This is a genomic window from Stenotrophomonas sp. 82F1 (genome assembly GCF_056861525.1).
The window spans coordinates 1-12,400 of the sequence record NZ_JBSPUD010000008.1; the positions used below are offsets into that span (position 1 = coordinate 1).

Below are 12,400 nucleotides of genomic sequence, written 5' to 3' on the forward strand. Positions count from 1 at the left end.
GGGTCCGGTTGCGGGGGACGCCGTAAATACGTCCCTGTAGGCTTGGCCGCGGCATTCATGCCGCGGACACCCCCGCAACCGGACCCACCCCGCCTTCGACAGATCTCCGCAATCTGTTGGGATGGCATGACTTGCTCTTGGTGGGTGTCGACCTTGGTCGACACGTAGATCCACGCCATGCGTGGATGAATCTCCATCGAAATCGAACATTTCGACAATTGATTGAAGAGCATCCACGCATGGCGTGGATCTACCAGACACCTGGAAACTGTCAGAGGTGGGGTGGCGTCGGATTGCCGGGTGTCAGCCGCATGGATGCGGCTGCCAAGCCTACAGGGACGTATTTACGGCGTCCCCGCAATCCGACACCACCCCGCCATCCCACGGAACGCCGCTGTTGACGTTGCTTCGGCTGTTGCCTTGGCTCCGGCCTCTGCGGGGGCCGGGCGCAGCCCGGCCAGAGCCCTTACTCTGCCGGCTTGGCGGCCGCGCTCGCGGCCACGCTCGCTGCTCGCCGTGACAGCACTGCCTCGCGATGGGCGATATAGGCGTTGGCGGCGAGGATGATGCCGGCGCCAACGATCGTCCAGCGATCAACCGTCTCGGCGAACAGCAGCCAACCGCACAAGGTCACCAGCGGCAGCTGCAGGAAGCTGATCGGGGTCAGCGCCGAAACCTCGCCCAGACGCAATGCACGCGTCCACAGCAACTGGCCGATGGTGCCCAGCACGCCGGTGGCCAGCAGCCAGACCCAGGCGATGCCGGCGGGCCAGACCCAGACGAACAATGCCGGAATCAGTGACAGCGGCACCCAGAACACGTAGGTGTAGAGCACCACCGTATCGGCGCTGTCGATGCGGGTGAGCTGCTTGATCTGGATCGCCACCAGTGAGCTGAGCACGGCGGCAGCCACGGCGATCAGGCTGCCGGACGTGAAACCGGCAGTGCCTGGCCGCACGATCACCAGCACGCCGATGAAGCCCACCACCACCGCCGCCCAGCGCCGTACGCGGACCTTTTCGCCCAGCCACAGCACCGCAGCGATGGTGACGAACAACGGCGTGGAGTACGACAGCGAAACGGCCTGTGCCAGTGGCAGGTGGCCCAGCGCCCAGAACGCGCACAGCATCGACCCCAGGCCGATCGCGCTGCGCACGAAATAGCGCGGCAGCTGCTGGGTCTTCAACGGCGCGTGGCCCGGGCGCAGCAGCATCGGCAGCAGCGCGAGCAGGCCGAAGGCATTGCGGAAGAACGCTACTTCCTGGGTCGGCACGTAGCGGGTGGCATAGCGGATCGCCACCGCCATCAGGCCGAAGGCCATCGTACTGCCGAGCATCAGCAGCGCCGCCCGCAACGGGGTGGCGCTGACGGGTAGGGCGGGCGTGCTCACCACTGTGCGCCGAGCAGGCGGGGCTCCGGTTCGATCGGCACGCCGAACTTCTCCAGCACCGAGGCGGAGATCCGACGTGCCAGCGCCAGCAGTTCAGTGCCGGTGGCGTTGCCGTGGTTGACCAGTACCAGCGCGTGGCTGGGCGCAACGCCGGCATCACCCTCGCGGAAGCCCTTCCAGCCGCAGGATTCGATCATCCAGGCGGCCGAGACCTTGCGACGGTCGTCCCGGTCTGCCGGGAACACCGGCAGCTCGGGGAAGTGCTGCAGCAGGACTTCCACCTGTTCCAGCGGCAGCACCGGGTTCTTGAAGAAGCTGCCTGCATTGCCCAGCACATCCGGGTCGGGCAACTTGCGGCGACGGATCGCGATCACCGCATTGGCGACGTCCACAGCGCTGGGCAGTTCCACGCCCTGTGCCTGCAGTTCTTCGCGGATGCCGGCGTAGCCCATGCGCAGGTCATGCAGCAGAGGCAGCTTCAGTTCAATGGCGGTGATCAGGTAGCGGTCCGGCTGCTGCTTGAACACGCTGTCGCGGTAGGCGAAGCCGCATTGTTCATTGTCCAGCCGTACCCAGGTCTTTTCCTGGCAGTCCCAGGCCTCCACGGTCTGGATGAATTCGCCGACCTGGGCACCATAGGCGCCGATGTTCTGGATCGGCGATGCACCGGCCGTGCCGGGAATCAGCGCCAGGTTTTCCAGCCCGGACAGGCCTTCCTGCAGCGACCACATCACCAGCCCGTGCCAGGACACGCCGGCTCCAGCGCGGATCACGGCGTGGTCGGCGCGATGTTCAAGGAAGGTGATTTCACGGTTGCCGAACACCAGCACGGTGCCGGGCAGGTCGTCGGCGATCAGCACGTTGCTGCCGCTGCCGAGCACCAGCAACGGGCCATCGGCCACGTCCGGCAGGGCCAGGACCTCCGGCAGCAGCGCGGCATCGTGCAGTTCCAGCAACTGCGCGGCGCTGGCCTGCACGTGGAAGGTGTTCAGTGCCTGCAGGGGTGCGTTGCGGGTGAGGGTCCAGCGCAGCGGGGCTGCAGTGTTGTTGGTGTCATCCATGGGGGTACTCACAGCGGTGCCACCGCGCCGCGGCTGGGCGCCTCGCGTCGGCGGCGGATCGCCTCCACACAATCGGCGACCAGCGCCGGGCCCTTGAAGATCAGGCCGCTGTAGCACTGCACCAGCGCTGCACCGGCGGCCATCTTGGCCACAGCGTCGGCACCGGACAGGATGCCGCCGACACCAACCAGCGGCACCGATTCGGGCAGGCGCGCGCGTAGGCGGCGCAGCACCAGGGTGGACTGCTCAAGCACCGGGGCACCGGAAAGGCCGCCGGCTTCATTGGCCAGCGGATCGCCGGCAACCCGGCTGTGGTCGATGGTGGTGTTGGTGGCGATCACGCCGTCCACCTGCAGTTCGCCCAGCACGCGCGCGGCGGCATCGATATCGCGCTCGCTGAGGTCCGGCGCCACCTTCACCAGCATCGGCACACGCCGGCCATGCTGCGCGGCCAGCGCTTCCTGGCGATCACGCAGCTGGCTGACCAGCTGCCGCAGCGCGGTCTCTTCCTGCAGCTCGCGCAGGCCAGCGGTGTTGGGCGAGGAGATGTTGACGGTGATGTAATCGGCCAGCGGGTACACCTTGTCCATGCAGGCGATGTAATCATCGGCGGCCTGTTCGTTGGGGGTGTCCTTGTTCTTGCCGATGTTGATGCCGAGCAGGCCGCGCCGGTTGCGCGCGCGTTCTACGTTGCGCACCAGCGCATCCACGCCCGCGTTGTTGAAGCCCATGCGGTTGATGATCGCATTGTGCGCCGGCAGCCGGAACAGGCGCGGCTTCGGGTTGCCGGCCTGCGGTCGCGGCGTGATCGTGCCGATCTCCACGAAGCCGAAGCCCAGCGCGAACAGTGCATCGATGTGCTCGCCATTCTTGTCCAGGCCAGCGGCAAGGCCGACCGGATTGGGGAACGTCAGCCCGAACACCGTGCTGGGCATCGGCGCGATGCGTGCGGCCACCAGCGGCGTGGTGCCGGTGCGATAGGCCATGTCCAAGGCGGACAGGCCCAGACCGTGGGCGCGTTCGGCATCGAGCGAGAACAGGAAGGGGCGGGCAAGCGAATACATGCGTAGGTTTCAGTCCAGCGTGCCGAGGAAGGCTCGGGTTCGATATTCAAAAGCGACCTGGCCGTCGACCGCGTGGGCGGCGAACAGGTTCTGCAGCGCAGCCAGCATCGGCGCGTGGCGCGGATGGCCGGGCTGCGGCGCGTAGGAAGAAGACAGCAGGCGCCCACGCAGGGCGTCCAGGTCCAGGTGCTGCACGTTCGGCAGCTGCACCATGCCGCGCAGGCCGGGGCCGAACCAGGCCTGCATGGTGGCGTCGTCCTGGTAGCGTTCGGCCACCGCGGTGTAGTCGGTGCCGTAGTCCAGCAGCAGTTGTTCGTAGCCGACCAGGAACGGGCTGGCATCGAGCAGGCGCGAGTTCCAGTAGATCAGTGCCAGGCCGCCTGGGCGCAGGATGCGCTGCCATTCGGCGCGCACGGCCACGGTGTCGAACCAGTGGAAGGCCTGCGCGGCACTGGCCAGGTCAACGCTGGCATCGGCCAGACCGGTGGCCTCGGCGCGGCCATCGACGGCGGAGAAGTGCGGATACTGCGGCGCCAGCCATTGCTCGGCGGCGGCGCGCATGGCCGCATTGGGTTCGACGGCGACCAGTGGATGGCCGGCGGACAGGAACTGCCGGCTGGAGATGCCGGTGCCTGCGCCGATGTCGGCGACCAGCGCGTCGGTTGCCACGGCCATCGGGCCATGCAGCCAGTCCATCAGCGCGGCCGGATAGTCGGGGCGGTAGCGGACGTAGTCCGCGACGCGGCTGCTGAAGCGTTCAGTGCTGTCCGGGGAGGTCATCGTGCTTTCACCAGCGCAGTCCAGGTTTGGCGTCGGCGCCGGCGGCCACCATCGCGAAGATCAGGATGGCCACCAGGCCCACCGCAGCGAGGATGTTGAGCCAGCCCATGATCAACCCAGCCAGGGCCATGCCATCGCCGTCCTGTTCGCCAGCGCGGCGGCGGATTTCGGCGCGGGCCAGGTGCCCGGTGATGATGGCGACGAGGGCGGCGACACCCGGCAGCACGGTCCAGCTGCAGATGCCCGCGATCAGGCTGACCACGGCCAGGGCGTTGCTCTGTCGGGGTGGCACGCTCATCGAGTCCTCCGTGGCGGTGCCTACATGATAGTGCCTCTGCCCTGGCAATCCCATGGGCAGTGCCCTGTAGAGCCGAGCCCATGCTCGGCTGACGCTTCGGCTGGTACGGCATCGCCCGCGCTGCGCGCGCAAGCCGAGCGTGGGCTCGGCTCTACAGATTCAGCCCATCAACACCTGGCCGCCATCGACGTTGAGCACGTGGCCGGTGATCCAGCGTGCCAGCGGCGAACACAGGAACAGCGCGGCATCGGCGATCTCGCGCGGTTGGCCGAAGCGGCCGAACGGAATCTTCGCCAGGGTGCCGTGGTACAGGGCGGGATCTTCGACACGACGTCGATCCCAGAGACCATCGGCGAATTCGATCGAACCCGGAGCAATGGCGTTGACCCGGATCCGTTCCGGGGCCAGAGCCAGCGCCTGCGAGGTGGTGTAGTGCGAGAGCGCGGCCTTGGCCGCCGCATACGGTGCACCGCCGGGACGCGGCTGCTGCGCGGCGATCGAGGAAAGATTGAGGATGCAGGCGTCCGACGAGGCGCGCAGCCACGGCAACGCAAGGCGCGATGCGCGCACGGCGGCCATCAGGTCGATCTGCAGGCTGGCGGCCCAGCCGTCTTCGTCATCGGCCATGCCGTAGCCGGTGGCGTTGTTGACCAGCACATCGATGCCGCCGAGCGTGTCGGCAGCGGCCTGCAGCCAGGCGCTGATCAGGGCAGGGTCACCCAGATCGGCGGCGAAGGTGTGCAGCTGCGTGCCCTGTGCCTGCGCATCGGCCTGCAGGGCATCGAGCCCGGCCTGGCCACGCGCGCAGACCGAAACCTGCGCACCGGCGCCGGCAAATGCCAGCGCCAGTTCGCGACCGATGCCCTTGCTGCCACCGGCGATCAACACCCGGCGGCCGCTGAAATCGAGGGTCGGAGCCCCTGCGGGGATCCGACCCTGAGTGGTCGGCACGGCATGGGTCGGATCCCCGGAGGGGCTCTGACCCAGGTGCATGGCCGGACCGTTTGCCATCACAGGTCGAACTTGATGCCCTGTGCCAGCGGCAGCGAATCCGAATAGTTGATGGTATTGGTCTGGCGGCGCATGTAGACCTTCCATGCATCCGAACCGGATTCGCGACCACCGCCCGTGTCCTTCTCACCACCGAAGGCGCCACCGATTTCCGCGCCCGAGGTACCGATGTTGACGTTGGCGATGCCGCAGTCCGAACCGGCCGCCGACAGGAAGCGCTCGGCGGTCTTCAGGTTGGTGGTGAAGATCGAGGACGACAGGCCCTGCGGCACGCCGTTCTGCATGTCGATGGCTTCGTCCAGCGTGCTGTACTTCATCACGTACAGGATCGGCGCGAAGGTCTCGTGCTGCACCACTTCATCGCTGTTCTTCAGCCCGGTGACGATGGCCGGCAGCACGAAGTTGCCGGGGCGGTCGATGCGCGTGCCGCCGGTTTCGATGGTGCCGCCGCTGGCCTTGGCCTTTTCGATCGAGGCCAGGAACTGCTGCACGGCGCCGTCGCTGTTGAGCGGGCCCATCAGGTTGGCCGGGTCGGTCGGATCACCGATCTTGCCTTCCACCTGCTTGTACGCCTTAACCAGCGTGGCCAGCACGTCGTCATGGATGGATTCGTGGACGATCAGGCGACGGGTGGTGGTGCAGCGCTGGCCGGCGGTGCCGACCGCACCGAACACGATGCCGGGGATCGCCAGCTTCAGATCGGCGGTTTCGTCGAGGATGATCGCGTTGTTGCCGCCCAGTTCCAGCAGGCAACGGCCGAGGCGGTGCGCGACCTTCTCGGCGACCGTGCGGCCGACCTGGGTCGAACCGGTGAAGCTGATCAGCGGCACGCGCTTGTCGGCCACCATCTTTTCCGACAGCGCGGTGCCGGCGTCGTTGATCAGGAAGAACAGGTCCGGGAAACCGGCATCGCGCAGCGCTTCATTGCAGATGCGCATGGAGGCGATGGCGGTCAGCGGGGTCTTGTTGGACGGCTTCCACAGGCAGATATCGCCGCAGATCGTGGCCAGGAACGAGTTCCATGCCCACACCGCCACCGGGAAGTTGAACGCGCTGATGATGCCGACCAGGCCGAGCGGCTGGTACTGCTCGTACATGCGGTGGCCGGGGCGCTCGGAATGCATGGTGTAGCCGTACAGCATGCGGCTCTGACCCACGGCGAAGTCGGCGATGTCGATCATCTCCTGCACTTCGCCATCGCCTTCCGGCTTGCTCTTGCCCATTTCCAGCGCGACCAGCGAACCGAGGGCGTCCTTGTGCTTGCGCAGTGCTTCGCCGCACAGGCGCACGGCTTCACCGCGACGCGGGGCCGGGGTGGTGCGCCAGACCTTGAAGGCTTCCTGGGCACGCGCGATGACGGTTTCGTACTCGGCTTCGGTGGTGGCGCGGACCTGCGCGATCGGCTCGCCGGTGGTCGGGTTGATCGGGGTGATCAGTTCACCGCCGGTAGCGCTCGACCACTCCCCGTTGCCCAGGTAGGTGCCAGCGTTGATCGCGTCCAGACCAAGGGACTTGAGCAGCTCGGAAGACATGCAGACTCCTGTGTTTCGTTACGTTGTGTTTGGTGTCGTCGCGGGCAGATGGGGGCGCGACGAACTTAGCCGCCGATGGTAACAGAGCGACCCGAACTGCCATGGTGCGCCGCGCCAGTGGCAGTGGCGTGGCAGATGAATGCTTGGAGGGCAGGGCGGCTTGCCTGTAAACTTGACGACTGCATGGCCCCGTAGCTCAGCTGGATAGAGCGTCCCCCTCCTAAGGGGAAGGTCGCCCGTTCGAATCGGGCCGGGGTCACCATAAATCAGTCACTTACGCTTATTACTGTGTCGCCGATTTTCTGTATTCCTCGGCAATTCTCAATGCCTTGGTCACAGTGGTCACAACGGCGAATCAATAGGTTAGCTTCGCCAGCGCACCGTCATCGCCCTCAGGGGTCAGATGCGCGTAGTACTTCTCCGTGGTGGCGTAATCCGCATGCCCCGCCAGGATCTGCACCCGGCGAAGCGGAACCCCGGCCATGACCATGTGGGCGCAGAACGTGTGTCTCAGACGGTGAAGGCTCCCGCCGATTCCTGCCGCCTTGGCATCGGTTGAGAACCAGTCGCTCACCGTGTCCTTATGGACGCTCACCAGTGGATCGGGCAGCTCAGCAAGTGCAGCAGCGGCATGTTTGTTCAGAGGGACCTCCCGCCACTTGCCGGATTTGGTCCGTCCGTCGCCATCCTCGTCGGGGTCGCTTTCGACCAGTAGACGCCCGGCCACTACATTCTCATGGCTCAGGTGCATCAACTCGCCGCGCCGGATCCCGGTGTGAGCCATGAACAGCCACAGCGCTGCCCGGGCAGGGTTGGCACGATACAGCTTGCGCATCGCCGCCCGGTCGTAGAACCGCACCGCCACGCTACGAACCCCGCGCGGTGCCTGGGTTTCCTCCAGTGGGTTGAAGTCCAGCTCCTTCCATTTCACTCCGCGACGGAGCGCCGCCTGCAGCCTGCGCACTTCCTTGCCTACGGTTTCCGGGGCCACCTTGTCCTTGGTCAGGCGGTCCGTCTTGTAGGACTCCATTTCCATCGGCCGCAGGGTGTCGATCGGTCGATGGCCGAAGCGGGCAACGGCGTGGCCACTGCTGGCATTAGTGAGGATGACCTCGACGTTCCTTCGCACGGCCGCTGCCCGCGCAGCCGCCGCGTCATGGCCGCAGGAGATGACGCGTGAGCACTGGCACCGCTCTGGAAAAGGCCAAGAAGAAGCTCCGCACCCGGGACGTTAACCGCGAGGTGCGCAAGCTGGTCGACCCCGATACCGGCGAGATGATCGGTGCGTTGGTGCCTGCGCACCCGGTGGACCAACGTTCCCTGCCAGAGCGCAAGTTCGGCACAGGTCGGCTGCTGCGCGCTACGCTGCGCCAGGACCGCAACCCGATGTTCTATCGCAAGGCCCATGTCCTTGCCGGCTGGCTTGCTGACAACGTCGAGTTGTTCACGGGACTGTCGCAGCACGATGCCTTGAAGAAGTTGCAGGAAGAGTCAGGCATCGGGTGCGAGGCCGTCGAATACGATCTACCGGGTATTGGCACGCTCACTCGAACAGAGGCCGAGTCGCTGAACATTGCTGACATGGACGAGGGGCGGTGGAATGAGCTGTGGGACGGGGGTTCCGGTGAAGGCGCCTGGATAGGCTGGCTGCGCCGTGGAGTCTTCGGGGACTGACAGCGGAGCGCCGAGAGGGCGTTGAACTGATCATTCAGAAACACCGAGGTGAATCGTGATGCCAAGTTATGCCCGCCGAAAGCGCTTAGCTGTTTTTCTTCATGCCGATCCGTCTCCGCAGCGCGCTCGCACTGAGCCTAGGAAAAATCGACGTTTTGTACTCAGCGCTGATTACCTTTGCTTGGATGGAAATGAACTGGACGCTCACTCCGCTGATCTGGAGCGACGCGCTATGGAGACGTGCAGCAGCGTCGTTCGAGTCGGACTCCTTTACGATTTGGATGTTCTTCTCAAGCTTTTCGCAGATTTTTGCCGTCTGAAGTATCAACGGAAGAAGTCTGTAGTCAGGTGCGTCGTGAAGGGAGATAGCTCGGAGAGAACTGGTCACCTGTTTGAGTTCTTCCAAGTTGACATCTCTGTAAGTCTTCGACGGTCTATCAGCATTTGTCGACTTATCGATAGCACCTGCAGCCAACTCTGTCGCCATCTCAATCAGATGCACGTAAACGTCCACCTTTCTGGAAAGCTCCATACGAGCGGAAGAGCTCGCGATTCGGCCTGCCGACCAGATAGCCAGGCCCGCAAGAATGGCTTGCCAAGCGGCTGCCCACACTTCCGGCTTCAAACAGGGATATCCGATTACCCACGGACAGTAGAGAGGGTCGGTCATGTTGGATTCCATTCCAGGGCGGAGCCGAAAGCATGAGGCGCGGACGCTCCCCTGGCAACAAGACCAACGTCCAGCTGGCCAGTCTCGACGGAATCAGGGGCATCGCATGCGTCGCCTGCTATGTCAGTACTTTCAGTAGAGAAAGAGTGCAACCCTGTGCTTACGTCTGATGCGCTCCAGTTGAAAAAGCGCGAAGTGTCGCGTCGACTGAATGTGTGCGCAGAGGATATTGATAGCCGGTGCATACTCCGAGCAATCCGATCTGTAGGCTTTCTCCCACAGATCCTGCAGGCTACGTCCGCTCTCCGCTGCACTCGCTACGGGCTGCTGTATAGAGACTGGAAGGTTTCCGTTTTCAGATCGGAATTGGAGCGATCTGTTGACTATCGCAAGCTGGGGGTGCGGCGGGCCGCTCGGCAAGCCGAGCTCGATTGGTTTCCGGAAGTTATTTTCACTGATCCGAGCCAGTTCTTCGACCCACTCCACTGCTTCGCGATAGCGATCGAATCTGTCCGCGCAGCGGATTCGCACAGGGACATATATCGCGAGCAACAAAGCGCCAATGGATCCAATAGCTTGTACCCAAGCAGGCATGGAGTCGCCGATATTGATGGGGCCGATGATCGCCAGAAGAGTGAATCCGATCAGAATTCCGAACGAGATACATACAGCAAACGTCAGTGCGATTGGCCAGCTGATCTTGTGGGCGGTACTCAAAATGTTCCCCTGTTCAACAACTTGTGAAGCGGTTGGTACGCGAAGGCGATGGGGAGAATGCCTGATACGCACCAATAACGCCAAGCCAATTACCAAGCCTGAGCCCTATCCCACGAAGGCCGTACGATGATCCACATCACCCTGCCGTACCCAATCAGTGCGAACCGCTACTGGGCCGTTCGCGTGATCCCGAGGAAGCTGAAGCCGCTGGCGATAACCTACGTGACCGAGGATGAGAAGGCGCACAAGGCAGCGGTCGGTCACCTGGCCAAGGCCGCGGGCATCAGGGTGCCGGCTACCGGCCGGGTGGTACTGCACATCAAGCTGTTCCCGCATCGGCCACAAGACTGGGCGAAGCGCGCGCGGAAGGATCCGCATACCTGGTACGACACTGTGGAGTGCATCGACCTCGGGAACTGCGAAAAGGTGCTGTCCGACGCCTTAAACGGTATCGACTGGGTGGACGACAAGCAGATCCGACTGACGCTGCTGGAGCGCATGGAGCCGGACGAGAAGGGAGCGCGGTTGGAGGCCACCATCGAGTATCTCGCAGCGGCACCTTCACTCCTGGAGGGGCTCGCCGCATGACCGGGGCCGAGCTGCGCATGCAGAAGCGCTAACGATCCTACGTGCAGAAGCCCGGCCGTTGCTCGGTCTGCCAATTCCGGGCTGGCGGCGCCGCAGGTTTCCACTGCAAGGGCTGGCCCGATCGGGGCGGCACTTGCGATACCGACAGCAAACTGCCGGTTTTCCGATTCGATGACGCCGTACTGGAGGGCATGCGCGATGCGCAACACTGATCCGCTGACCGAAGAACTGCGATGCTGGGGCCACGCCCAAGTGAATCGGTTTGCGTTGAGCCGCGCCGACAGGAGCGTGCATGTCTTGGACAAGGTTCGCGACCACGCCCCGCTGACACGGGAGCGGGCTATCCAGGATCTGGTTGGCCGCGACGGTACCGACCGACGCCGCCTGATGGCCGCTGGCGCCGGGGTCAAGGGCCTACCCATGGTGCCCCTTTGGGCGGCAGATCCCATCCGGGCCTCGAACGATGCCTGCCACCCCCAGGATCTCCCAGAGATCGCTGTCGATATCGGCATCCCGGACGACCTGCGCTGGGTAGATCGGGCTCTGGCATCCATGGAGCGGCAGCATCCCCTACGGGAGGCGGTAGCCAGGCTGGTGGACCGTACGCCCACCGAGCTGCCGCCGCCGATGCCCGGCCTGCCGCCGACACCTGAGCAGCTGCAGCAGGCCCGGCGCTTGGCCGAGGCCGGGACGACGGAGCTGGAGCGTCAAGGAGGCGCTGGAGCCGCGCAAGCCACCGGCAGCGACCAAGCCCAGGGCGAGGGATCCGCAGAAGGCGCGGGTGAAGGCAGGGCTGCAGCAGATGCGTCGGGGCGTGTGAGCTAAAATGGACGCAAGCCGGTCCCGTCCGCCTTTGGGAAGGTCGCCCGTTCGAATCGGGCCGGGGTCACCATCCACATCGGGCGCATCGACCCGCGCCCGCAAAACGCCGGCGCCATGGATCACGTCCTGCAGCCCGTCCAGCCTTCGCATTTCGCGGTCATCGCCGGCTGGCTCGACTCGCCTGTGGCGACCCTGCGCTGGGCCGGCCCCGGCGTGCCGTTTCCCTTGCCTGCCGATGCCTTCGCCGCTGCGTTGGCGTTGCCTGCGCGCCCGGGGTGGGCACTGCTGGATGGCGACGGCACCTGCCTGGGCTTCGGCCAGTATTGGCAGACAACACCCGGCAGCACGCACCTCGGGCGCATCATCGTGTCGCCACAGGCACGTGGCCGTGGCCTGGGCCGGATACTGATGACCGCACTGTGCGCCGAAGCCGTTCGCCACACCGATGCAGTGCAACTGACATTGAAGGTCTATCGGGACAATCCGACCGCCGTTGCGCTGTACCGCGACCTTGGCTTCGTGGACATCGAGGACGCATCCACGCCGGAACTGCTGTTCATGGCCTGCGGTACGGCCTGAGCCGGGGAAGAGGCCTCTACACTCCCGCTGCACAACCTGTGCACGCGCTGCTGCAAGCGGACTCGGCAGTCTGGGGCTGTCCCCCTCGGTTGCCTAGGAGCGCCCCCATGAATACCCCCGGCACCCCCAAGCCTTCCTGGCGCCAGCGCAACGTGCTGCTGACCGTTGCCGCAGTACTGCTGGTGATCGTGCTGATCCTGCTTTTCATCCCCTG

General features: G+C 64.9%; 13 protein-coding genes, 1 tRNA gene and 1 pseudogene. 5 read left to right on the forward strand and 10 right to left on the reverse strand.

Annotation, left to right across the window (positions count from 1 at the left end; translation table 11 throughout):
- Positions 1 to 466: 466 nt before the first annotated feature.
- The 7 genes from AC13GI_RS10350 to amaB all read right to left on the reverse strand — a co-directional run bounded on the left by AC13GI_RS10350 (position 467) and on the right by amaB (position 7,136).
- Positions 467 to 1,354, reverse strand: coding sequence for a DMT family transporter (locus AC13GI_RS10350; protein ID WP_265953415.1), 888 nt, complete (start codon positions 1,352 to 1,354; stop codon positions 467 to 469).
- Positions 1,355 to 1,386: 32 nt separating this feature from the next.
- A complete protein-coding gene (gene murB / locus AC13GI_RS10355; RefSeq protein ID WP_482996210.1) occupies positions 1,387 to 2,451 on the reverse strand; it encodes a UDP-N-acetylmuramate dehydrogenase in 1,065 nt (354 codons plus the stop codon).
- A gap of 8 nt (positions 2,452 to 2,459) precedes the next feature.
- On the reverse strand, positions 2,460 to 3,515 hold the full coding sequence (locus tag AC13GI_RS10360) for a quinone-dependent dihydroorotate dehydrogenase (protein WP_099818279.1): 1,056 nt from the start codon (positions 3,513 to 3,515) through the stop codon (positions 2,460 to 2,462).
- A gap of 9 nt (positions 3,516 to 3,524) precedes the next feature.
- Positions 3,525 to 4,295 (reverse strand): class I SAM-dependent methyltransferase, encoded by a 771-nt coding sequence (locus tag AC13GI_RS10365; protein ID WP_482996211.1) that lies wholly within the window; start codon positions 4,293 to 4,295, stop codon positions 3,525 to 3,527.
- Positions 4,296 to 4,302: 7 nt separating this feature from the next.
- Positions 4,303 to 4,593 (reverse strand): DUF4190 domain-containing protein, encoded by a 291-nt coding sequence (locus AC13GI_RS10370; RefSeq protein WP_025874887.1) that lies wholly within the window; start codon positions 4,591 to 4,593, stop codon positions 4,303 to 4,305.
- Between the two features lie 159 nt (positions 4,594 to 4,752).
- Positions 4,753 to 5,604 carry an SDR family NAD(P)-dependent oxidoreductase gene (locus AC13GI_RS10375; protein ID WP_482996212.1) on the reverse strand — a complete coding sequence of 284 codons (852 nt, stop codon included), beginning with the start codon at positions 5,602 to 5,604 and terminating at the stop codon, positions 4,753 to 4,755.
- Complete coding sequence (gene amaB / locus AC13GI_RS10380) at positions 5,604 to 7,136, reverse strand: L-piperidine-6-carboxylate dehydrogenase (RefSeq protein ID WP_032976092.1); 1,533 nt, start codon at positions 7,134 to 7,136, stop codon at positions 5,604 to 5,606. The genes AC13GI_RS10375 and amaB overlap by 1 nt, the downstream gene beginning before the upstream one ends.
- Before the next feature lie 185 nt (positions 7,137 to 7,321).
- Between amaB and AC13GI_RS10385 the strand changes: the two genes are divergently transcribed.
- Positions 7,322 to 7,398: transfer RNA gene (locus tag AC13GI_RS10385), tRNA-Arg, on the forward strand.
- Between the two features lie 93 nt (positions 7,399 to 7,491).
- Here the strand turns inward: AC13GI_RS10385 and AC13GI_RS10390 are convergent.
- On the reverse strand, positions 7,492 to 8,265 hold the full coding sequence (locus AC13GI_RS10390) for a tyrosine-type recombinase/integrase (RefSeq protein WP_482996213.1): 774 nt from the start codon (positions 8,263 to 8,265) through the stop codon (positions 7,492 to 7,494).
- 47 nt (positions 8,266 to 8,312) lie between these two features.
- Here AC13GI_RS10390 and AC13GI_RS10395 point away from each other — a divergent pair, with 47 nt between their 5' ends.
- Positions 8,313 to 8,810 (forward strand): hypothetical protein, encoded by a 498-nt coding sequence (locus AC13GI_RS10395; protein WP_482996214.1) that lies wholly within the window; start codon positions 8,313 to 8,315, stop codon positions 8,808 to 8,810.
- An 85-nt stretch (positions 8,811 to 8,895) separates the two neighbouring features.
- Here the strand turns inward: AC13GI_RS10395 and AC13GI_RS10400 are convergent, their stop codons facing one another.
- Both AC13GI_RS10400 and AC13GI_RS10405 read right to left on the reverse strand, forming a co-directional pair.
- Positions 8,896 to 9,480 carry a hypothetical protein gene (locus tag AC13GI_RS10400; RefSeq protein ID WP_482996215.1) on the reverse strand — a complete coding sequence of 195 codons (585 nt, stop codon included), beginning with the start codon at positions 9,478 to 9,480 and terminating at the stop codon, positions 8,896 to 8,898.
- A 132-nt stretch (positions 9,481 to 9,612) separates the two neighbouring features.
- Positions 9,613 to 10,197: a hypothetical protein gene (locus AC13GI_RS10405; RefSeq protein WP_482996216.1), complete on the reverse strand. Its 585-nt coding sequence runs from the start codon at positions 10,195 to 10,197 to the stop codon at positions 9,613 to 9,615.
- Between the two features lie 126 nt (positions 10,198 to 10,323).
- On the opposite strand from AC13GI_RS10405, the gene AC13GI_RS10410 reads away from it, so the two are divergent.
- The 3 genes and pseudogenes from AC13GI_RS10410 to AC13GI_RS10420 all read left to right on the forward strand — a co-directional run bounded on the left by AC13GI_RS10410 (position 10,324) and on the right by AC13GI_RS10420 (position 12,186).
- Positions 10,324 to 10,785, forward strand: a complete 462-nt coding sequence (locus AC13GI_RS10410; RefSeq protein WP_482996217.1) for a RusA family crossover junction endodeoxyribonuclease — start codon at positions 10,324 to 10,326, stop codon at positions 10,783 to 10,785.
- Positions 10,786 to 10,983: 198 nt separating this feature from the next.
- A pseudogene (locus AC13GI_RS10415) lies at positions 10,984 to 11,605 on the forward strand (hypothetical protein).
- 116 nt (positions 11,606 to 11,721) lie between these two features.
- A complete protein-coding gene (locus AC13GI_RS10420) occupies positions 11,722 to 12,186 on the forward strand; it encodes a GNAT family N-acetyltransferase (RefSeq protein ID WP_482996218.1) in 465 nt (154 codons plus the stop codon).
- Positions 12,187 to 12,400: the final 214 nt, after the last annotated feature.

Excerpts from the sequence above, each read along its gene's own strand:
- murB (WP_482996210.1), bottom strand. The coding sequence starts at position 2,451 with ATGGATGACACCAACAACACTGCAGCCCCGCTGCGCTGGACCCTCACC.
- AC13GI_RS10360 (WP_099818279.1), bottom strand. The coding sequence starts at position 3,515 with ATGTATTCGCTTGCCCGCCCCTTCCTGTTCTCGCTCGATGCCGAACGC.
- AC13GI_RS10365 (WP_482996211.1), bottom strand. The coding sequence starts at position 4,295 with ATGACCTCCCCGGACAGCACTGAACGCTTCAGCAGCCGCGTCGCGGAC.
- AC13GI_RS10370 (WP_025874887.1), bottom strand. The coding sequence starts at position 4,593 with ATGAGCGTGCCACCCCGACAGAGCAACGCCCTGGCCGTGGTCAGCCTG.
- AC13GI_RS10375 (WP_482996212.1), bottom strand. The coding sequence starts at position 5,604 with ATGGCAAACGGTCCGGCCATGCACCTGGGTCAGAGCCCCTCCGGGGAT.
- amaB (WP_032976092.1), bottom strand. The coding sequence starts at position 7,136 with ATGTCTTCCGAGCTGCTCAAGTCCCTTGGTCTGGACGCGATCAACGCT.
- AC13GI_RS10400 (WP_482996215.1), bottom strand. The coding sequence starts at position 9,480 with ATGACCGACCCTCTCTACTGTCCGTGGGTAATCGGATATCCCTGTTTG.
- AC13GI_RS10410 (WP_482996217.1), top strand. The coding sequence starts at position 10,324 with ATGATCCACATCACCCTGCCGTACCCAATCAGTGCGAACCGCTACTGG.
- AC13GI_RS10420 (WP_482996218.1), top strand. The coding sequence starts at position 11,722 with ATGGATCACGTCCTGCAGCCCGTCCAGCCTTCGCATTTCGCGGTCATC.